Raw genomic sequence first — 20,254 nt, 5'->3', positions numbered from 1 at the left:
CGGAAATGCGTGCGAGCCGGCTGTTGTCGATCCTGTTGCTCTTGCAAGCCCGCGGCCGGATGACGGCCGAAGCGCTGGCGAGCGAATTCGAGGTTTCGGTTCGCACCATCTATCGCGACGTCGATCAGCTCAGCGCCGCGGACGTACCGATCTATTCGGATCGCGGCCCGAGCGGCGGATTCCAGTTGCTCGACGGCTACCGCACCAAGCTCACCGGCCTTTCGCCCGCCGAGGCCGAGACGCTGTCGCTCGCCGGCCTGCCGGGACCCGCGGCGCAACTCGGCCTCGCCGACGTGCTCACGGCGGCCCAACTGAAATTGAGCGCGGCATTGCCCGAACGCGCACGCGCAACCGCGGGCCGCGTCGGCGCGCGGTTCCACCTCGATCCCGTTGGCTGGTTCCGCAATGCTGAAGACGCCAAGCTGCTGCCGACGATCGCCAACGCCGTGTGGAACGAGAAGTGCCTCGACGTGCACTACCGGCGCGCGGAGGGCGCGGTGGAGCGCCGGCTGCAGCCGCTCGGCCTCGTGCTCAAGGCGGGCATCTGGTATCTCGTCGCGCAGGTCGGCGGTCAGCCGCGCACCTATCGGGTATCCAACATCATCGACCTCGCGGTGACCGCCGAGTCGTTCGAAAGACCGAAAGATTTCGACCTGACGCGCTTCTGGGTCACGTCGTCACGCGCGTTCGAGACCAGCGTCTACCATTCCAGCGCAACGCTGCGCGTGACGGCGCGCGGGCTCGCCAAGCTCGACGTTCTCGGCACGCTCGTCGCCCGTTCGGCCGCCGAGACGGCGACGCCGCCGGATGCCGACGGTTGGGTCAGCGTCACGATCCCGATCGAGTCGATCGATCGGGCCGCGTCCGGTCTGATCGCGCTCGGTGCCGACGCCGAGGTCGTCGAACCCCCGGAACTGCGTGAGCGGCTCGTCACGACGGTGCAGGAGCTCGTCCGCCTCTACTTCGAGTGAACGAGAACAGGTTCGGCGATCGCCTCGAACGGGATTTTCACCTTGCGCGGCCGCGTCGCGGCTTACCCGAACAGCCACGACCTCGGATTGGCGATCGGCCTTTGCTCGTTGGCCGCGATGATGCCCTTGACGATGCGGATCAGCGACCACACGAACCACCAGATCAGAATTGGAATACCGATCAGCACCAGGCTCAGCGCAAAGCCGATCGTGATGTACAGAAATCCGATCCAGAACGTCCTGATCTGGAACTGATAATGCGACCGCAGCACCGGGTCGGCATCCTCGACCTTGACGTGCGCGATAACGACGCCGATCAGCGCCGAAATCCCCGTGAAATAGCCGATGCCGTAAAGAACGTAGACGCTCATGGCGAGCGCGACGTCAGAGACGATGGGGCGCGGCAATGCGGGCGGGCGGATATCGGAAGTCATTGTCATGGCAATCTCGTTGCGACGGGGATCGTCGCCTCTCCGTTGGTCACGGATGCCATCTCGTCGGTTCAAGCCGGTGTCACGCAAAGCGTGACCTACGTCACGCAAAGCGGCCGGCAACCCCCTCGTTCGGCACCGCCGGGAAAGGGGATGACCGCAGCCGGTCGGATGCCGGCTCGCGAACTAGTTCCGAAAATCGAGGCTGCGCAGAATGATGCCGGGCGGTGCGCCCTCGAATTCCCGCGCCTCGAATTTGCGCGATGCGCATTGTTCGATCCGGTCGCGCAACCGCAGGAACTGCGCGTCGCGCTGATCCGGCTTGGCCTTCACGCCGCGCTCGAGGTCGTCCATCGCCGAACTGCTGATGGCGCAGGAGACTTCCGCGCCGCCATCCATCATCGAGAACAGCATCACCATCCGGTTGTGCTCGAAGCCTTTGACGCTGCCGCGCTCCAGTGTCATCGGCGAACTCCGGGTCTGGCTTTCACCACCGGCGGATTGATTTCGGCAATCCGGCTCAGGCAGGCAGCTTCGGTATCGTGCGGGCCCGAGACGAAGGTCCCGCTGACCTTGGTCGAATACCAGCCCGATACGACTCCGAGGCGAAGCGATTCTTCGGTCTTGACGTGACGCGGCGAGAGATCTTGCATGGAATACTTTCATTGTGCGTTCGAAAGTTTTGTCGAACGCAGGGGGTGATGCTTTCGTTTCTCAGATACTTGCGTCGGTGCCCTCACCGGAGAGCCGGACGAAATCCGCCAGCACCGCCGCCACCAGATCGCGGTGATGCGCATCGGTGGGCGGAAGCTGGGCCGCATATAAATTCAGCACATAGCGCGCCTTGGCGGCGGCCTCGATCCATGAAGTGGCCGGCACCGCCAGCAACTGGATTTCGACGACGCCTTGATGGTCGCGCAGCAGTTTCGCCTTGGTTTCGACGTCGGCAATGACGCGGCGGATATCGGTCGCCTTTTGCGCGGCCATGCCGCGATGCTTGTCGAGCTCGATCGGGGTGTCATTCATGCGCGGCGCTGGCGTCGTCGCGTTGCGCATCCGAGAGGTCGACCGCGCCGATCGAGATCATCTCCATCGAGGATGTCCGTGGCGCCGCGCCGGGGACCATGATCATGGTGGCGACGCGCCGAAAACTCGCGAATGACAGGCCCTCGATCATCTCCTCATCGGTGATGACTTCATAGGCACCCGGCGCCAGCAGGCGATCGATACCCTTGATCCGGAATGGATGCTTGAAATGAACGGTCTCGCGGCGCGAGCGCGTGGTCATTTCGAGTGACCAGCGTTTTCGCGCGCGGGGGCGCCAACATGTTTGGACATGGATTCACTGTGCGCGCTTTCGCGGCAATTAGCTATTGCTTTCTCGGGCAAGAGCGTATTCTGCCAAATAAGGCAGCCCCCGTCCGCAGCCGCGGCTTGTATTCGACGGCTTCATAGCCATCTCGAATGTTTAGCCGGGAAGGTATTTCGAATGAAGCTCCGCGTCGGATTCGAAATGAACTACGACTTCCCGCAACCGACGCCGATGATCATGGTGCTGGGAGCGCATTTCACGCGCGCGTCCGACGTCATCGTGCCCGACTTCCTCACCACCACGCCTTCGGTTCCGATCACGCCGTACCGCGACATGTTCGGCAACTGGTGCAGCCGGATCGTGGCGCCGGCCGGGCCGATGCGTCTTTTCGCCGACGGCGTCATCCGTGACAGTGGCCAGCCCGATACGGTGGTCACCTCGGCGGTTCAGCATGCGGTCGAAGACCTGCCGCCGGACACGCTGGTTTATCTTTTGGGCAGCCGCTACTGCGAGACCGACCGGCTGTCGGAAACCGCGTGGCAGTTGTTCCAGAACACGCCGCCGGGCTGGGCGCGGGTGCAGGCGATCTGCGATTTCGTTCACCGCCATATCGCGTTCGGCTACGAGCACGCGCGCGCCACCAAGACGGCGTGGGAAGTCTACAACGAACGCAAGGGCGTCTGCCGCGACTACGCGCATCTGGCCATCGCGTTCTGCCGCTGCATGAACATCCCGGCGCGCTATTGCACCGGCTATCTCAGTGACATCGGCACGCCAAAACCCTGGGCGGTCGGCGACTTCGCCGGCTGGTTCGAGGCCTATATCGGCGGCCGCTGGCAGATGTTTGATCCGCGCAACAACGTGCCGCGGATCGGTCGCGTTCTGATAGCGCAGGGGCGCGACGCGTCCGATGTTCCGATCACCCAGACGTTCGGGCCGAATACGCTGGTCAGCTTCAAGGTGTGGACCGACGAAGCCGCCTGATCGGCGGTCGCTTTGCGCTGACGATGACGGATGCTATCAAGCATTTCGTCGTGCGCAGGGGACCCCATGGCTGAACGGAATACGGCCGAACCGGACTACGAGCTGTTTGCCATCCGCTATGCCACCCGCGAGGCGCGGCGCAGCGATCATTTCATCGGCGGCGACCCGCATGACGGTCCGATGCCGATGGATTATTTCGTCTGGGTGGCCTGCGGCGGTGGGCGCACCTTCGTCATCGACACCGGCTTCAATGCGGAGATCGCGCAGAAGCGCAAGCGCACCTTCCTGCGCTCGCCGATCGAGACGCTGGGTGCGCTCGGCATCGATGCCAACACGGTCGAAGACGTCATCCTCACCCACCTGCATTACGACCATGCCGGCAATTTCGACCGTTTCCCGAACGCGCGCTTCCATCTGCAGGAGCGCGAGCTAGCCTATGCCACCGGCCGCTACATGCAATATCCGCGGCTGTCGCATTCCTTCGAGGTCGAGGATGTCTGCGGCATCGTGCGGCTGAACTATGCCCGCCGCGTCGTGTTCTATAACGGCGATGCCGAGCTCGCGCCCGGGATCACCATCCACGCCGCCAGCGGCCATTCGGCCGGGCTGCAGTTCGTGCGCGTCAACACCCGCCGCGGTCCGGTGGTGCTCGCTTCCGACGTCAGTCATTTCTACGAGAACATGGCGAGCGAGCGTCCGTTCACGACCGCCTTTCACATCGGCGAAATGCTCGAGGGTTTCGACAAACTGATTGCGATGGCGCCGGACGAGAGCCACATCGTTCCCGGCCACGATCCCTTGGTCATGAAGCTGTATCCGGCGGTGAGCCCGGAACTTGAAGGCGCCGTCGTGCGCCTCGACGTGCCGCCGTCAGGCAAGGCGCCGGTGCGCGCGGATTATCGTTCGGGGCATTAGAGCCTGAGAATTTTAGTCCGTGAACCCAGAGTCTGCCGGGTCATTGCAAACTCCGCTTCCAATAGCCGGTGCCGAGCTTGCCAGTGATTACCACCGTGGCGTCGCGGACTTCGTAGGAGCCGCCGTCGTCCCAACCCGCGAGCCCCCTTATTGCATGAAGCGACCAGTGACCGTTCATGGCGGTGATCGTACCCTCATGCGGTTTCGCGGCGCGCGGTCCTTCGGCGCGGAACTTGTATGTACCGTCGCCCGTAATGCGCCAGATCCAGCGCGACAACCCGTGATCACTCGGCACCATGATCTCCCAGGTCCCGACCAGAGTGGGATCGACTGCCGGGGGAGGAGGCGCGGGTACCACAGGCGATGGCGCATCCGTCGCCGCCGGCGTAGCATTCGCCTGCTTCGTGCCCGTCTGGTCGGTCGACGACGGTTGACCTGCAAGGTAGATCGCCTTGCGCGAGAGAGAGCCGTAGACAAAGGGCTGCTGCTCGTTTCCGGTTGCCTCCATAACGTCGTCGCGGATGTTGCGGAATATGAAAGTGACCTCAACCCCGGGCTTCTCGATATTGTGCAGGAGTGCCGTGGTAAACGGGCTGTTTCGACCGTCGCCATCGAGAGCGGTAGTGCCATCGCGCGCGGCATATGCGACGAGCACGTTGCCGACTGGTTCAATGCGGCCGAAACCTCCACGGGTTGTCGAGCGCTGCGCCAGCGACCGTTGCATCTTCGCGGCGAATGGATCGTTGCGGCAGGCGTCGAGAATGACGAGGCCGAGGCTTGTTGTATCCGAGACCTGCAACATCACGCTACGGAGACTGACTGCTTCGTTCGCCGCATCAGTGTCCCGCTTCAATTCCGCATCAACCGGGATAAGCCAGTTCTCGCCGCTAATTTCCATGCCATGGCCGGCGAAGTACACCACTGCCATGTCAGCGCCCGCCGCATCACGCCCGAGGGCGATCAGACCTCGCCGCATCTCGTCAAACGAGGCATTGGTGAGCAGCGTCACCGCGAAGCGAAGGCGATTAAGCGCAGCAGCTACGTCGCCAGCGTCATTCGCTGGATTGGGCAGGGCCGGCACGTTCCTGTAAGCGCTGTTACCGATTACCAGGCCGATACGCTTGCCGTCGGCCGACGCAGACGCCCCGCCAAGGCCTGTAAACGCCGCAAGTCCACCCAATCCCAAAACTAACTCAAATTCGCGTCGGTTCATATCGCCTCCTGAAACGGAATTGGCGAGACAAGCTTTGTACAATACCCGGCGCGTCGCAGCTATATTGCGACTGCAGCATCGTGTCCGATTCGTACCGGTTCGGAAGGGCTCCTGATATTGTGAGTCGTCAGCCGGCTTTGATTAGCAGCCATGTTCCTGGCCGAAGTTGATGTCCCCTTCGGGGTCATTCGCGACCGGGTCGAACCAGTGGCAAGTCCGGCCATGTCCGTGCCGCTGAAAGCAGAAGTAAATTCAGAGCCTTCGAGGCTCGCCCAGCGATGCAAGTGCACCGCAAGGCTCGTGCCCCCTCCAGCGACAACGGCGAAGCCGTTGCGCGGGGATGACGGATTGAGATACGCGCCAGCGTTCGCTTATTTGGCCGCCGCGGCTTTCAGGATCGGCATCAGCCGCGTGGTTTCGCTGCGGATGAGGTCACCCAGGGCTTTCGGTCCGCGGCGGTTCGGCTCGACGATATCGGAGCCGAGTTCGGCCAGCCGTTTTTGCACGGCCTCTTCGTTGAGGCCCTTGTCGAGCGCGTCGGCGAGTTTCTCCACGATCGCCTTCGGCGTGCCGGCAGGTGCGAATATTCCGTAAAACGGCGCGCAGTCGAATTCGGGCAGCCCCTGTTCGTAGGAGGTCGGCACATCAGGCAGCAATGGGCTCCGTTTGCGTGCCGCGACCGCCAGCGCCTTGACGGTGCCGGCGCGTACATGTTCCAGGGTGCCCAGGACGGGATCGCATTCGTAATCGATTTCGCCGCCGAGCATGGCGTTCAGCACCGGCGCGGTGCCGGTGAACGGCACCATCGCCGGCTTGATGCCGATCGCCGACTGGAGCAGCAGGCAGCCGATATAGGAGACCGAGCCGAGGCCGGCATGGCCGACGTTGAGCTTGGCTTCGTTAGCCCTGGCGTAGGCGACGAACTCCTTCAGGTTGTTGGCGGGAAAGTCCTTCCGCACCACCAGCAGTTCCGGATATTCGGCCGACAGCCCGACCGGTTCGAAATCTTTGAGCGGGTCGTAACCGAGGTTGGGGTAGAACGCCGCCGCCAGCGCGTTGGTGCCGGAGTGACCGGACAAAAGAGTGTAGCCGTCGGCAGGGGCGCGCGCGGCGCGCAGCGTGCCGATGGTGCCGCCGGCGCCACCGACATTCTCCACCACGAATTTCTGGCCGAGATGACGCGAGAAGATGTCGGCGACGATCCGCCCGGTGATATCGGCCGGTCCGCCGGCGGCAAACGGCACGATCACCGTGACCGTCCGCGTCGGATAGTCCTGGGCACGGGCGCCGCTAAAGCCGGCCGCGATCAGAAGTGCTGCGACCGCGGCCCAGTGGCTGTGCATGTTCGTCTCCCCGACATGTTTTTTATCACCATAGGGCGGTTTCAGGGCCGGGCAAGCCGGACTGGCTAAACCTTCGTTGGGTTTAAGCCAACGCTCGCCGGAGGATGGCGTGGCTATCTATCCTGGACTATCGTGCGCTCATGAAGCTTCTGGTGTTTGGTTTGGGTTATTCGGCGCTGCATGCAGCGCGGCGTCTGCAGATTTCGGGCGCGCAGGTGACGGCGACCGTGCGCAGCCGCGCCAAGGCCGCCGGCCTGGCGTCGGCGGGAATCACGGCACGGGTGTTCTCTCCGGAACATGCCGATGCAGAGATCGCGCAAGATATCGCTGATAGCGACGCCATCCTGGTCTCGATCCCGCCGGGCGAATCCGGCGATCCGGTGCTGGCGTCCTTTGCCGCTCCGATCGCCGCCGCCGCGCCGAACTTGCACTGGATAGGCTATCTCTCCACGGTCGGCGTCTATGGCGACCATGCCGGCAACTGGGTCGACGAGACGACGCCGACCACGCCGGGAAAAGGCCGCTCGCGGCTCAGGACCACGGCGGAACAGGCGTGGCTCGCCATGGGCGCGCATGTCTTCCGGCTGTCCGGCATCTACGGCCCCGGCCGAAACCAGCTGGTGCAACTGGCGTCGGGAACGGCGCGCCGCATCGTCAAGCCCGGCCAGACTTTCAACCGCATTCACGTCGCCGATATCGCCGCCGTGATCGAAGCGTCGCTGGCCCGGCCGCGGCCGGGCGGCGTCTATAATGTCACCGACAACGAGCCGGCGCCGCCGCAGGACGTCGTCGCGTTTGCGGCAAAACTTTGCGGGCTGGAGCCTCCGGCCGAAATTCCCTTCGAACGCGCCGAACTCTCGCCGATGGCGCGCAGCTTCTACAGCGAAAACCGGCGGGTCCGGAACAACCTCATCCGTGAAGAGCTGGGCGTCACGCTAAATTATCCGACCTATCGCGAAGGGCTCACCGCCCTGCGGGCGCTCGGGGACGGACCGGATACGTAGCTGTTGACTTGCCCGACGGGCAAATCACGCCAGATGTGGGTCAAGGCTTTCGCCTGAAAATATTCCACTTCGGTGCCAGGTGGAATCACGCTTACAAATCCAGCCATCCTGTCCCGCCAGAGCAACTGTGCTGAAGTAGACCGGTGATCGGCTGGCCTCAAGGCTGGCGCGAGGCGCGCCCCCGCCTTCGGCGGCTTACGGCCTTGACGCCGTCCGCTCCCCGGTCTGTTGGCTAGGCATGCGCTCGGTCTAGGACCGAGCGCGGTGAAGTGCGCTCGCTCAATTCAGTGCGTAACGGCTGGGATCCCATTTCTGCCGGCGTGCGATCATTGTGTTGAGGATGATGATCAGCTTTCGCATGCAGGCGACGAGCGCAACCTTCGGCTCCTTCCCCTTGGCAAGTAGCCGTTGATAGTAGGCCTTGAAGACAGGATTGTTCTGTGTGGCCGCGCCGAGGCACGGCATGTAGAGGGCGTTTCGGACCCAACGGCGGCCGCCCTTGATGTGGCGTTCGCCGCGGCGCTTTCCGCTATCATCGTCATAAGGGGCAACGCCTAACAACGCCGCGGCGATCTCGTCGCTCACTTGCCCAAGCTCCGGCATTCCAGCAATGAGGTTCGCTGAGCTCGTTTCGGCAAAGCCCGGCACGCTCTCGACGATCTCGGCGCGTTCGGCAAGATGAGGTGTGGCCCTGACCTGGGCCGAGATCGCGACTTCGAGCTTGGCAATTTCCCCGAGCAAGCTCTTCAAGATACGGGTCCGCGCTTTCCGAGCCTGTCCTGGTGCAGCATGCTCGTTTTGAGCTTCCAGTCGTATCTTGAGATCGACCAGATTGAGACGAGCTTTCACCAGCGCCTGCAGCTCTTCGCGCGCGGCATCGTGCACTTGGCCCGGCGCCTCGCTGAACGTCTCTGCGAACCAAGCGATCATCTCTGCATCAATCGTATCGTTCTTGGCCAGGCGTCCGGCCGACTGCGCAAAGCTGCGGACTCGCTTGGGGTCGACGATCCGTACGGCGATGCCGGCCAGGCGGAGCACCTTCCCCCAATCGCGCTCATAGCCGCCGCTGGCCTCCATCACCGCCCTGTTCACCTTGTGCTTGCGAAGCCAGGCAACCAGCTTGCGATGACCCTGGGCAGTGCTCGGATACGTCTGCCGCAGCGCCAACTCGCGAATGCACGCATCGACCTTGTCCTTTGCTACATCGATGCCGACGACAACGAGACCATTTTGTGCCATCATCCACTCCCTTCCTTGCTCGGTACGGGCTCAACGGCCCTTGCAACTGTTCGGGTTGAGGAAGACACCGGAGCTGTCCCTCGCTCTCATACAGGCTCTGCCGCTTTGGGGCGTTACGGGCTCAGTTCCAGCAACGGGCGGTTCCGCCCGTTCGCACATTCTGCCAGTTTTTGCCGACACAAGGGGCGTTGGCCATCGTCGCAAACGAGGGACAGGGAGCGGTGGACGCGGCAGCACGCGAGACGAACGGGCTGCAGCGTACGGCGAAATCGTTTGGGTCCGACGCCCCGGTGCTGGCGTCAAGTCGGCGGAAGCGAAAGCTGAAGCCGGTGATGGTGGCAAGAAAGCCGGTCACCAGGACGAAATCGTATAAGCCGTAAAGCCATTGCGCAGGGAAGGCCGGGTGTTCTCCGCTGAACCTGTATGCTCGTGGGCAGCATATTCCTTTGCAACACGCCTGCGAGACCGCGGGTGCAGCGCGCACCCGGTCTTCCCTGCGCCCTCTGATTTCGAGGGTAAGGTTTCCAGCAAACTTCGGGCGCATCGCGCCGCGAGAAGAAGAACGCATGTCTCACCACGTCATTGCGAGGAGCGAAGCGACGCGGCAATCCATTCTTTCTTCGCGCGGCGAAATGGATTGCTTCGCTTCGCTCGCAATGACGGCTGTTCCCGGGGCTCGACCGCCCCACCCCCCTCCCGGCCTTTCAATTTTGCAATAGAAGCCATGTCGACATTGATATTCCTGCCACTGTCTCCGCGATCTAAGGTCGGTGCAAATCACCCCCTTGGGGATCACGGAGGAAATTTGGCCCGATGACGCAAGTTGCAGCAAAACCGGCAGGCGCGATGGCGTTGCCGACGTGGCCGGACGAGATCTACCGCGTCCTCAAGGACGCCGGGGTCAAGCAGGTGGCGATGGTGCCCGACGCCGGCCATAGCCGGCTGATCCGTTCGTTCGAGGCCGATCCGGAAACCCGCGTCGTGACGCTGACGACGGAGGAAGAGGGTGTGGCGATGCTGGCCGGTGCATGGCTCGGCGGCCAGCGCGGCGTGCTGCTGCTGCAGTCGAGCGGCGTCGGCAACTGCATCAACATGCTGTCGCTGCCCACCATCTGTCACATGCCGCTGCTGATGATCGTGACCATGCGCGGCGATTGGGGCGAGTTCAACCCGTGGCAGATCCCGATGGGGCAGGGCACGCGTGCGGCGCTGGAATCCGTCGGCGTGATCGTCGACAAGGTCGACGAGCCGCATCTGGTCGCCTCCGCCGTGCAGGGCGCGGCCCACCTTGCCTTCAACACCTGGAAGCCGGTCGCGCTTCTGATCGGACAGCGCGTGCTCGGCGCCAAGAACTTCAAGGAGCTGGCCCGCAAATGACCAATTCGCAGAAGAATCCGAATGCGCTGCTGCACCGCCGCGACGTCGTCAACGAACTGGTGCGGGCGCGCGGCGATCTGCTCGTGATCGCCGGCCTCGGCGCGCCGAACTGGGACGTCTCGGCCGCCGGCGACCACGTCAATAATTTTCCGCTCTGGGGCGCGATGGGTGCGGCTTCGATGATCGGGCTCGGGCTGGCGCTGGCGCAGCCGAAGCGAAAAGTGCTCGTCATCACCGGCGATGGCGAAATGCTGATGAACCTCGGCTCGCTCGCCACCATCGCCGTCGAAGCGCCGGCTAACCTTACCGTCGCGGTACTCGACAACGAACGTTTCGGCGAGACCGGGATGCAGAAGACCCACACCGCCGCCGGCGTCGATCTCGCGGCCGTCGCAACGGCAGTCGGAATCCGGACTTCGCGGATTGTCAGAACCATGGCCGAAGTCACCGAACTGCGCGACCTCGCCCATGAGGGGCGCGGCACGGCGTTCGCGCAGATCAAGATCGCGCCCGAAGCCCTGGTGTTCGTGATGCCGCCGGCCGATGGCGTCATTCTGACGTCGCGCTTCCGGCAATCGGTGCTGGGCGACGAGGCGCTCTATAACTGAGGATTATCGTTGAGCCACCGCTCACCCCGTCATGTCGATCTTCCAGAGGCCTTCTTTGGCGAGCTGCTCGATCTCGGACATGATGAGGGTCGCGATGGTGGTCGTCGCAATCGAGGGCTGATCGGCGATCGGCGACGCCAGGATCAGTTCGCGCGAGACCGGCGGGTTGACGAGGGCCGCCATCTCCAGCCGCTTCGTCGCCAGTTCGGCGCGGATCGCCGACGGCGGCAGCAGCGTGTAGCCGAGGCCCTCTTCCATCAGGCTGATCTGGGCGCGATAGGAATCGGCTTCGATCATGGCGTTGAGCGTCAGCCGCTGGCGGGCGACGGCCTTCTCCAGCAGCGCCCGCAGGCCGTGCGAAATACTGGGCAGAATCAGCTTCTGCTTCACCAGCCATTTCAGGTCGACCTGCTTCCGCTTGTTCAGCCCCGATCCCGGCGGCCCCACCACGACGATGGCCTCGCGTCCGATCGACTGGACCTGGAGATGCAGATCGACCGCGGGACCGTAGATGATCGCCAAATCCATCTCGCCGCGGTGCAGCCATTCGACCAGATGTCCGCCATAGCTCTCGACGATGCGCAGCGAGATGTCAGGGAATTCGGTGATCACGCGGCGGGCGAAGCGTCCGGCGAACACCGCGCTGACGGTCGGCACCAGGCCGAGAATGACGCGGCCCGACGGACTGCCCTTTGCCGACTGCAGATCGTCGCGGACCTGCTCGATCTGGCGAACCAGCCCGGTGGTGCGGTCGAGCAGCATGCGGCCGGCGCTGGTCAACAGCATGCCGCGGCCGTTGCGCACGAACAGCTCGACGCGCAATTCGTGCTCTAGCAGCTTGATATGCCGGCTCAGCGCCGGCTGCGCGGAGCGAAGCCGGTCGGCGGCCTTGCTCAGGCTGCCGAGCTCGGCCACGGCCCGGAAGGTGCGCAATTGTTTGAGGTCCATAGGCCCACCTTAGACGCGCCTGCGGCAGGCTTCAAACCCAATGCGGAGCGATCCGGCGTGGCAGGGGAGCCATGATGCTGCTAATCAGAGCTCAACGCTCTCGATCAAGAAATCGATCCTCATGACCATCCCCTCCGTTACGCCTTCGCAAATCCGCAGCATGCTGTTGCTGCGCGAGGAAATCGCGCTGCTCGATCTCAGGCACGAGGCCGCTTTCGCCACCGGCCATCCGCTGTTCGCCGCCAACATGGCGGCCGATCGGATCGAACTGGAGGCCGCGATTAGGCTGCTGCGCAAGAATGTGCCGATCGTGCTGTTCGATGCCGGCGAGGGCCTGGTTGCTTCCGCGGCCGATCGCTTCAGGGCGTTGGGCTACACGAATATTCGTCAACTCGACGGCGGACTCGATGGGTGGCGGCGGGCCGGCTACGAGATCTTCGAAGACGTGAACTCCTACGCCAAGGCGTTCGGCGAACTGGTCGAACATCGTCGCCATACGCCGTCGCTTGCTGCGGACGAGGTTGCGGCGCTGATCGAGGCGAAAGCAAACATTCAAATTCTCGATGTTCGCCGCTTCGACGAATATGCGACGATGAACATTCCGGGCTCGATCAGCGTACCCGGCGCCGAACTGGTGCTGCGCGCCGGCCGCGCCGCGCCGGATCCCGAGACCACCATCGTGGTGAACTGCGCCGGCCGTACCCGCTCGATCATCGGCACCCAGTCGCTGATCAATGCCGGCGTTGCCAACAGAGTGGTGGCGCTGCGCAACGGCACCATCGGCTGGACGCTCGCCAATCAAAAGCTCGACCATGGCTCGAACCGGCGCGGCGAGATCGGCGCGTTCAAGGGCGCAGAAACCAACGCGCGCAACGTCGCCTATCGCGCCGGCGTTCGCCATATCGGCCTCGAAGAAATGACGGCGCTGCAGGCGCAGACCCATCGCACACTCTATCGCTTCGACGTGCGCGACGAAGCGGAATACACCGCCGGCCACCTTGGGGGATTTCGCCATTACCCCGGTGGGCAACTGGTGCAGGAAATCGACATGGCAGCACCGGTGCGCGGCGCGCGCATCGTGCTAACGGATGACAAAAGCGTCCGCGCCGACATGACGGCGTCCTGGCTCGCGCAGATGGGCTGGGAAGTGTTCGTACTCGACGGCGGCTATGACGGCGTATTGGAGGTCGGGCCGCCGCTTGTGCCGCCGAAGCCCGATCCGTCGCACCGCTACCGGCGTCCCTATGAAGGTACCGACGTCAACACCAAGGCGATGCAGGCCTATCTCGACTGGGAATACGGCCTCGTCGACCAGCTCCGCCGCGACGCTAGCCACGGATTCTACGTGATCTGACACCAGCGCAGTGGCGCGCTGCGGAATAGTTGACTGAATTGAAGCGCGCGTGAGCAAGGAATTTGTTCGCGCTTCGACCTGCATGGCAGACACCAGTCGTTGGAACGCAAAGTGCTCATCAAAGATGCAGCAGCCCCGTCGATGCGCGCGTCATTCACCAAAAATCGTTTCGTCGTCGCGTCGCGCGAACGGGGAGATAATCCCTTCGATGCCAATGACATTCGAAATTCCATTTCATTGACGATCGCTGCATCGCGCCGCATCATTTGCACATCCAATTCGACGGCGCGAGATCGCCGAAACGAAGTCTGACCCGTCATCGCGACCCCGCATCTGTCGGGACGCCGAGCCGCGCGCTCTGCGTCAACGGGGAAGCTTTACCCAATGAAGGTGCAAGAAAATGAGATCGGCTAAATCATTGCTGGATCGTCGCGCGCTGCTGCGCGGCGGTGCCGCTGCAGCGCTGGCCTTGCCCGCCGGCGTGATCGGCGCCCAGGCGTTCCCGTTCCGCCCGACGACACCTGATATCGACTTCTCGCAATTCCCGATCTGCAAGACGGCGTCCGACGCACTGGCACTGACGGGTGCGCCGCGCAAACTCAAACTGTCGTGGAACGCGGGCGCGGTCTGCCTTGCGCCGCTTCCGGTGGCGATCGATCACGGATTCTTCCAGAAACAGAATCTCGACGTCGAACTGGTCAACTACAGCGGCTCGACCGATCAGTTGCTGGAAGCGATCGCGACCGGCAAGTCGGATGCGGGTCTCGGCATGGCGCTGCGCTGGCTCAAGCCGCTGGAGCAGGGGTTCGACGTCAAGATCGCCGCCGGAACCCATGGCGGCTGCATGCGGGTGTTGACGCGCGCCAATTCCGGCGTCGACAAGCTCACCGACCTCAAGGGCAAGATCGTAGCAGTGGGCGACCTCGCCGGGCCCGACAAGAACTTCTTCTCGATCCAGCTCGCCAAGCTCGGTATCGATCCTAACAAGGATGTCGACTGGCGGCCCTATCCCGGCAACCTCCTGAATCTCGCGGTCGAGAAGGGCGAAGTGCAGGCCTTCCTGTCCTCCGATCCGCTCGCCTATCTCTGGCTGAAGGACTCGGCCTACAAGGAAGTCGCCTCCAATCTTGACGGCGACTACAAGGACAAGAGCTGCTGCATCGTCGGTCTGCGCGGCAGCCTCGTCCGCGAGGAGCCAAACGTTGCGCGCGCGATCACCCAGGCGCTGCTGGATGCCGCGATGTTCGCGTCGCAGAATCCGGAGAAGGCGGCAAAGTCATTCCAGCCCTATGCGCCGAAGGCGGCGTCGCTCGCCGATCTCGAAGGCATGGTGCGCTACCACACCCATCATCACCACCCCGTTGGTGAAGTGCTCAAGCGCGAGCTGCAGGGTTATGCCGAGGACCTGAAGAAGGTCGCGGTATTCAAGCCCAGCACCGACACGGCGAAATTTGCGGAGCGGATCTATGTCGACGTATTCGGTGTCTAAGGCCGTCGCGCTCGCGCAAACGGCGGAGGAGGGCGCAGCCCTCTCGGCGCGGCCGCTGTCGTTATCGGTCTCGTTCCCGTCGGGCGGGATCGGCGTGTTCGCCAGCCTGGCATGGGTCGGCTTCGGTGTGGCGTGCCTGTGGTGGCCTGATATCGGCGACTGGTCGCGCACAAGGGAACTCGCGGTTGCCGCCTTCGTTCTGTCGGGCGCCATTTTCGTGGTCACCGTGGCCGGCAGCCGGCTCGGTCGTTTCGACGCGGGCTTGCAGCGGCGCTCGCCGTGGCTGTTGGCGCTCGCCTTGTTCCTGACCCTGTGGGAAATTGCGACCGCAAAACTGGCATGGCTGCCGTTGCCATTCTTCCCGCCGCCGCAGTCCATCATCGAGGTCTATACCGACGATCTGCCAAAGCTGCTCGACAGCGTGTTCGCATCGGTGAAGCTGCAACTCGGCGGTTATGCCATTGGAGCTGCGGTCGGCTTCCTCACCGGCGTCTCGATCGGCTGGTCGCGCGGCGTCGGCTATTGGGTGCATCCGGTGTTGCGCTTCATCGGTCCGCTGCCGGCGACCGCGTGGCTGCCGATCGCGTTCTTCACCTTCCCGTCGAGCTGGAGCGCCAGCACCTTCCTGATCGCACTCGCCACGGGATTCCCTGTGACGGTGCTGACCTGGTCCGGCGTCGCGAGCGTCAGCAACGCCTATTACGACGTCGCGCGGACATTGGGGGCCAAGCCGTCGTTCCTGGTGCTGAAGGTCGCGATCCCCGCGGCGCTGCCGCACGTCTTCGTCGGCCTGTTCATGGGGCTCGGTTCCTCCTTCGCCGTGCTCGTCGTCGCCGAAATGATCGGCGTGAAGGCCGGCCTTGGCTGGTACCTGCAATGGGCGCAGGGCTGGGCGGCCTACGCCAACATGTATGCGGCGCTGATCGTGATGTCGCTGTTGTGCTCCGGCGCGATCACGCTGCTGTTTCGTGCCCGCGATCACCTGTTGGTCTGGCAGAAGGGAGTCGTCAAATGGTAGCGCTCGCGCAAATCGCGCCAGATACGGCCGGCGCTTCGCTTGACGTCGACCATGTCAGCCATGCCTTCGATATCGACGGTGCCGTGCTTCCGGTGCTCGACGACGTCAGCTTTGGCGTCAAGCCCGGCGAATTCGTCGCCCTGCTCGGTCCGTCCGGCTGCGGCAAGTCGACCTTGCTGCGGCTGGTCGCGGGCTTAGAGCCGCCGCGCGCCGGCACGTTGCACGAAGACGGCGACGCGATCACGGGACCATTTCCCTCCCGGGTCGTGGTGTTTCAGGATCCGACACTGTTCCCGTGGCGCACGGTCTGGCACAACGTCGCACTCGGGTTGGAAGCGCAGGGCATTCTCAAGTCACAGCGGCATCGCGTCGATGCAGCGATCGATCTGGTCGGACTGTCCGGGTTCCGGAACGCCTATCCGCATCAGCTTTCCGGCGGCATGGCACAGCGGGTCTCGCTGGCGCGGGCGCTGGTCAACGACCCCAAAATCCTGGTGCTGGACGAGCCGCTCGGCAAGCTCGACTCGCTGACGCGGATCACGATGCAGACCGAGATTCTGTCGCTGTGGCAGCGAACCGGATTCACCGCGCTGCTGGTGACGCATGACGTCGAGGAAGCGGTGTTTCTCGCCAACCGCGTCATCGTCTTCAGCGACCGGCCCGCGCGCATCAAGGCCGACATCGCGGTGGATCGCCCCTATCCGCGACATCGCGGCGACCCCTATCTCGCCGATCTCCGCCGCAACATTTTGGGATTGCTCGGATTGGATGCGACATGGTGAAGGTTCAAGGCAGTTCGCTGCGCAAGCCGCCGGCAGCGGATGCGGCGCCGTCGGTTATCCCGTGCGCAAAATTGCTCGCGTCCGAATTCGCGGCGCGGGCCGCCCAGCACGACCGCGACGCCAGTTTTCCGTTCGAGAATTTCACGCAACTGGCCGACGCGGGACTGCTCGCTCTGACGGCGCCTGCTGCGCTCGGCGGCGGCGGCGCGAACGCCAGCGAGGCCGCGCGCGTCATCAACATCATCGGCAAGGCCGATCCGTCGACGGCGCTGGTGCTGTCGATGCATTATATCCAGCACCTCGTCATGGCGCGAAGCACGCGCTGGCCGGGCCGTTTGTCACGAAAACTGGCGCGCGAAAACGTCGAGGGCGTATCGCTGATCAACGCGCTGCGGGTCGAACCGGATCTGGGGTCGCCGTCGCGCGGCGGTCTGCCGGCGACAACCGCGCGAAAGACCGAGACCGGATGGCGGTTGAGCGGCCGAAAGATCTATTCGACCGGCGCACCGATCCTGAAATGGTATGCAGTCTGGGCCAAAACGGATGAGCCGGAGGTGCGGGTCGGCCTGTTTCTCGTCCCCGCCGGCCTGCCGGGGACGCGGATCGTCGAGACCTGGGATCATCTCGGCCTGCGCGCCAGCGGCAGCCACGATGTCGTCTTCGATGACGTCGTGTTTCCGCTCGATCACGAGATCGACGTTCGCAAGCCGGACGAATGGCGAATTCCCGATTTCACCCAGGCCACGATCCACGCGATCTTCGTGGCGGCGATTTATGACGGCATCGCGCGCGCGGCGCGGGATTGGCTGGTCGAGTTCCTGAAGACCCGCGTACCGTCCAATCTCGGCGCGTCGCTGGCAACGTTGCCGCGCGTGCAGGAGATCGTCGGCGGCATCGAGGCGCGGCTTGCGGTCAATGCGCGCCTGATCGAAAGCTTTGCCGGCGATTTCGACGATGGCGTCGAATTGAGTGCGTCGGAATCCAACATCATCAAGCTCACCGTGACCAACAACGCGGTCGCTGTCGTCGAGGATGCGCTGTCGCTGACCAGCAATCACGGCCTGACCCGCGCCAATCCGCTCGAGCGGCATTACCGCGATGTGTTGTGCGGGCGCGTGCACACCCCGCAGGACGACGCCACCCGCCTCAATGCCGGCCGCCTTGCGCTCGGCATCTGAACCTTCAATCGAAACCGGAGCCATATCATGTCAGTGGAATTCATCGGATATATCAGCAACAACAATTCGTCGGAGACCATCGTGCGCTCCGGCCCGGTGCTGGATCGCCACCATGTCGAGACGGTGGCGAAAGCCCATGAGAATGCGGGCTTCGATCGGGTGCTGCTGGCGTTTCATTCCACGACGCCGGATGGGCTGCAGGTCGGACAGCACGTGCTTGGCGTCACCGACCGGCTCAATGTCTTGATCGCGCAACGGCCCGGCTTCACCGCACCGACGCTGCTGGCGCGGCAGCTCGCCACCATCGACCAGTTCTCGGGCGGCCGGGTTGCCTTGCACGTCATCACCGGCGGCAACGCGACCGAGTTGAAACAGGACGGCAATGTCCTCGACGACAAGGACGAGCGCTATGCCCGCACCTCGGAATTCCTCGATGTTATCAGAGCCGAATGGAGCTCAGACAAGCCGTTCAGCTATCGTGGCAAGTATTACCAGGTCGAGAACGGATTCTCGCAACTGAAGCCCTACCACAGCGCTGGCATTCCGATCTTCGTTGGCGGCGGCTCCGATGCCGCGATCGAGGTCGCCGGCAAACATGCCGATACGTTTGCGCTGTGGGGCGAATCCTATGCGCAGGTGCGCGATGTCACCTCACGGGTGCGAAATGCCGCCGCCAAACTCGGAAGGCCGGCACCGCGATTCAGCCTTTCGGTGCGGCCGATCCTCGCCGACACCGAGGAGAAGGCCTGGGCCAAGGCGGAAGCCATTCTCGAGCGCGCCACCGCGTTGCAGGACAAGACCGGCTATCGCAAGCCGGCGGATGGGCATGCGACCGCGGGCGCCCGGCGATTGCTGGCGCTGGCCGATCAGGGCACGCGGATCGACAAGCGGCTGTGGACCGAAATCGCAAAGCTCACCGGCGCCAACAGCAACACCACCGCCTTGGTCGGTACACCCGAGCAGGTCGCCGAGGTGTTCGGCGATTACTACGATCTCGGCATCAGCCATTTCCTGATCCGCGGCTTCGATCCGCTGATCGACGCCATCGACTATGGCCGGGAGCTGATCCCGCTGACGCGCAAACTGATTGCGTCGCGCGGCGCGGCTAGGGGAGTTGCCGCGGAATGATGCGCTTCATATTGACGGCAGGCCTCCTGCTGGGTGCGATCGTCTCGGTCGGCGCGCAGAATTCACTTCGCGTCGGCGACCAGAAGGGTAACTCTCAGGCTGTGATGGAGGCGGCCGGCGTGCTCAAGGACGTGCCCTACAAGATCGAGTGGAAGGAATTTCCGGCCGCGGCGCCCTTGTTGGAGGCGCTCGGCGCCGGTGCGATCGACACCGGTCTGGTCGGCGATGCTCCCTTTACCTTCGCGGCGGCGGCCAACGTGCCGGTGAAGGCGATCGGCACGGTCAGGCAGACGCGGGCAGGCCTCGCGATCATGGTGCCGAAAGAATCGAAGATCGGCAGCTTCGAGGATTTGAAGGGAAAGAAGATCGCGACCGGCCGTGGTTCGATCGGGCATCAGCTCATTCTGGCGGCGCTCGAATCGAAGGGCTGGTCGGCGGCAGATGTGAACATCGTGTTCCTCGCGCCTTCGGATGCCAAGGTCGCCTACACGCAGGGCTCGGTCGACGCATGGTCGACATGGGAGCCCTATGTCAGCCAGGAAGAGGTGCTGTTCCAGTCGCGGCGTATCATCACGGCGGACGGGATTACGCCAGGGATCGGCTTTCAGGTCGCGACACCCAATGCGATCCGCGACAAGCGGCCGGAGCTCGAGGATTTCCTGCGCCGACTGACCGCGGCGCGGGCGTGGTCGCTGACCAATGTAGGCAGCTATGCTGAGACCTGGGGCAGGCTGATGGGCATCCCGACCGCGGTGCCGCTCAACTGGTTGAGCCGCGCCAAAATCCGGATCGCACCGATCGATGACAGCGCTGTTGCTGACGAGCAGCAGACCATCGACCTCTATTTCAGGAACGGCCTGATCAAGCAGAAGCTCAATGCCGCCGACATCCTGGATCGCTCGTTTTCCGGCGCGATCGGCAAGGGCGCGGGCCTCTGATCATCCGGTGATGCGTCAGTCA

At 63.7% G+C, this 20,254-nt stretch carries 23 protein-coding genes; 14 read left to right on the top strand and 9 right to left on the bottom strand.

Annotated features, from left to right (window positions below; all coding sequences use genetic code 11):
* Positions 1 to 5 precede the first annotated feature (5 nt).
* On the top strand, positions 6 to 971 hold the full coding sequence (locus BLS26_RS14480) for a YafY family protein (protein WP_092512131.1): 966 nt from the start codon (positions 6 to 8) through the stop codon (positions 969 to 971).
* Positions 972 to 1,033: 62 nt separating this feature from the next.
* On the opposite strand, the gene BLS26_RS14475 is transcribed toward BLS26_RS14480, so the two are convergent.
* The 5 genes from BLS26_RS14475 to BLS26_RS14455 form a co-directional block, all read right to left on the bottom strand.
* Entirely contained in the window at positions 1,034 to 1,411 is a 378-nt protein-coding gene (locus BLS26_RS14475; RefSeq protein ID WP_197681338.1) for a hypothetical protein, read from the bottom strand.
* A gap of 177 nt (positions 1,412 to 1,588) precedes the next feature.
* Positions 1,589 to 1,867 carry a DUF1488 family protein gene (locus BLS26_RS14470; RefSeq protein ID WP_092512129.1) on the bottom strand — a complete coding sequence of 93 codons (279 nt, stop codon included), beginning with the start codon at positions 1,865 to 1,867 and terminating at the stop codon, positions 1,589 to 1,591.
* Positions 1,864 to 2,055: a hypothetical protein gene (locus BLS26_RS14465; protein ID WP_092512127.1), complete on the bottom strand. Its 192-nt coding sequence runs from the start codon at positions 2,053 to 2,055 to the stop codon at positions 1,864 to 1,866. The genes BLS26_RS14470 and BLS26_RS14465 overlap by 4 nt, the downstream gene beginning before the upstream one ends.
* A 61-nt stretch (positions 2,056 to 2,116) precedes the next feature.
* A complete protein-coding gene (locus BLS26_RS14460; protein ID WP_092518057.1) occupies positions 2,117 to 2,428 on the bottom strand; it encodes a hypothetical protein in 312 nt (103 codons plus the stop codon).
* Positions 2,421 to 2,690 (bottom strand): hypothetical protein, encoded by a 270-nt coding sequence (locus BLS26_RS14455; RefSeq protein WP_092512125.1) that lies wholly within the window; start codon positions 2,688 to 2,690, stop codon positions 2,421 to 2,423. Before BLS26_RS14455 ends, BLS26_RS14460 begins: the two co-directional genes overlap by 8 nt.
* A gap of 201 nt (positions 2,691 to 2,891) precedes the next feature.
* Between BLS26_RS14455 and BLS26_RS14450 the strand changes: the two genes are divergently transcribed.
* Positions 2,892 to 3,698: a transglutaminase family protein gene (locus BLS26_RS14450; RefSeq protein ID WP_092512123.1), complete on the top strand. Its 807-nt coding sequence runs from the start codon at positions 2,892 to 2,894 to the stop codon at positions 3,696 to 3,698.
* A 66-nt stretch (positions 3,699 to 3,764) separates the two neighbouring features.
* Complete coding sequence (locus tag BLS26_RS14445; RefSeq protein ID WP_092512121.1) at positions 3,765 to 4,613, top strand: N-acyl homoserine lactonase family protein; 849 nt, start codon at positions 3,765 to 3,767, stop codon at positions 4,611 to 4,613.
* Between the two features lie 40 nt (positions 4,614 to 4,653).
* Here BLS26_RS14445 and BLS26_RS14440 read toward each other — a convergent pair whose 3' ends face one another.
* Positions 4,654 to 5,826 carry a caspase family protein gene (locus BLS26_RS14440; protein ID WP_092512119.1) on the bottom strand — a complete coding sequence of 391 codons (1,173 nt, stop codon included), beginning with the start codon at positions 5,824 to 5,826 and terminating at the stop codon, positions 4,654 to 4,656.
* Between the two features lie 371 nt (positions 5,827 to 6,197).
* Positions 6,198 to 7,169: a tripartite tricarboxylate transporter substrate binding protein gene (locus tag BLS26_RS14435; protein ID WP_092512117.1), complete on the bottom strand. Its 972-nt coding sequence runs from the start codon at positions 7,167 to 7,169 to the stop codon at positions 6,198 to 6,200.
* A 140-nt stretch (positions 7,170 to 7,309) separates the two neighbouring features.
* Between BLS26_RS14435 and BLS26_RS14430 the strand changes: the two genes are divergently transcribed.
* The gene (locus BLS26_RS14430) at positions 7,310 to 8,173 is read left to right on the top strand and encodes an SDR family oxidoreductase (protein WP_092512115.1); all 864 of its coding nucleotides are present in this window, start codon (positions 7,310 to 7,312) and stop codon (positions 8,171 to 8,173) included.
* Positions 8,174 to 8,452: 279 nt separating this feature from the next.
* On the opposite strand, the gene BLS26_RS14425 is transcribed toward BLS26_RS14430, so the two are convergent.
* Positions 8,453 to 9,340: an IS110 family transposase gene (locus BLS26_RS14425; RefSeq protein ID WP_244541724.1), complete on the bottom strand. Its 888-nt coding sequence runs from the start codon at positions 9,338 to 9,340 to the stop codon at positions 8,453 to 8,455.
* A gap of 885 nt (positions 9,341 to 10,225) precedes the next feature.
* Here BLS26_RS14425 and BLS26_RS14420 point away from each other — a divergent pair.
* Together BLS26_RS14420 and BLS26_RS14415 are read left to right on the top strand one after the other, a co-directional pair.
* The gene (locus BLS26_RS14420) at positions 10,226 to 10,789 is read left to right on the top strand and encodes a thiamine pyrophosphate-binding protein (RefSeq protein WP_244541940.1); all 564 of its coding nucleotides are present in this window, start codon (positions 10,226 to 10,228) and stop codon (positions 10,787 to 10,789) included.
* A complete protein-coding gene (locus BLS26_RS14415) occupies positions 10,786 to 11,397 on the top strand; it encodes a thiamine pyrophosphate-dependent enzyme (protein ID WP_092512111.1) in 612 nt (203 codons plus the stop codon). The genes BLS26_RS14420 and BLS26_RS14415 overlap by 4 nt, the downstream gene beginning before the upstream one ends.
* A 21-nt stretch (positions 11,398 to 11,418) precedes the next feature.
* On the opposite strand, the gene BLS26_RS14410 is transcribed toward BLS26_RS14415, so the two are convergent.
* A complete protein-coding gene (locus tag BLS26_RS14410; protein ID WP_092512109.1) occupies positions 11,419 to 12,345 on the bottom strand; it encodes a LysR substrate-binding domain-containing protein in 927 nt (308 codons plus the stop codon).
* Between the two features lie 121 nt (positions 12,346 to 12,466).
* On the opposite strand from BLS26_RS14410, the gene BLS26_RS14405 reads away from it, so the two are divergent.
* The 8 genes from BLS26_RS14405 to BLS26_RS14370 all read left to right on the top strand — a co-directional run bounded on the left by BLS26_RS14405 (position 12,467) and on the right by BLS26_RS14370 (position 20,232).
* Entirely contained in the window at positions 12,467 to 13,699 is a 1,233-nt protein-coding gene (locus BLS26_RS14405) for a rhodanese-like domain-containing protein (RefSeq protein WP_092512107.1), read from the top strand.
* Between the two features lie 111 nt (positions 13,700 to 13,810).
* Complete coding sequence (locus BLS26_RS14400; RefSeq protein WP_157676448.1) at positions 13,811 to 14,011, top strand: hypothetical protein; 201 nt, start codon at positions 13,811 to 13,813, stop codon at positions 14,009 to 14,011.
* Positions 14,012 to 14,099: 88 nt separating this feature from the next.
* On the top strand, positions 14,100 to 15,188 hold the full coding sequence (locus BLS26_RS14395; RefSeq protein ID WP_092512103.1) for an ABC transporter substrate-binding protein: 1,089 nt from the start codon (positions 14,100 to 14,102) through the stop codon (positions 15,186 to 15,188).
* The gene (locus tag BLS26_RS14390) at positions 15,166 to 16,206 is read left to right on the top strand and encodes an ABC transporter permease (RefSeq protein ID WP_092512101.1); all 1,041 of its coding nucleotides are present in this window, start codon (positions 15,166 to 15,168) and stop codon (positions 16,204 to 16,206) included. The genes BLS26_RS14395 and BLS26_RS14390 overlap by 23 nt, the downstream gene beginning before the upstream one ends.
* The gene (locus BLS26_RS14385; protein ID WP_092512099.1) at positions 16,200 to 16,988 is read left to right on the top strand and encodes an ABC transporter ATP-binding protein; all 789 of its coding nucleotides are present in this window, start codon (positions 16,200 to 16,202) and stop codon (positions 16,986 to 16,988) included. Before BLS26_RS14390 ends, BLS26_RS14385 begins: the two co-directional genes overlap by 7 nt.
* On the top strand, positions 16,982 to 18,166 hold the full coding sequence (locus tag BLS26_RS14380; protein ID WP_092512097.1) for an acyl-CoA dehydrogenase family protein: 1,185 nt from the start codon (positions 16,982 to 16,984) through the stop codon (positions 18,164 to 18,166). The genes BLS26_RS14385 and BLS26_RS14380 overlap by 7 nt, the downstream gene beginning before the upstream one ends.
* 27 nt (positions 18,167 to 18,193) lie before the next feature.
* A complete protein-coding gene (locus BLS26_RS14375; RefSeq protein ID WP_092512095.1) occupies positions 18,194 to 19,294 on the top strand; it encodes an LLM class flavin-dependent oxidoreductase in 1,101 nt (366 codons plus the stop codon).
* Positions 19,291 to 20,232 (top strand): ABC transporter substrate-binding protein, encoded by a 942-nt coding sequence (locus tag BLS26_RS14370; protein WP_092512093.1) that lies wholly within the window; start codon positions 19,291 to 19,293, stop codon positions 20,230 to 20,232. Before BLS26_RS14375 ends, BLS26_RS14370 begins: the two co-directional genes overlap by 4 nt.
* Positions 20,233 to 20,254 lie beyond the last annotated feature (22 nt).

This window comes from Afipia sp. GAS231, from assembly GCF_900103365.1.
GTDB lineage: Bacteria > Pseudomonadota > Alphaproteobacteria > Rhizobiales > Xanthobacteraceae > Bradyrhizobium.
This window is presented reverse-complemented; position numbering and strand designations above follow the sequence as displayed.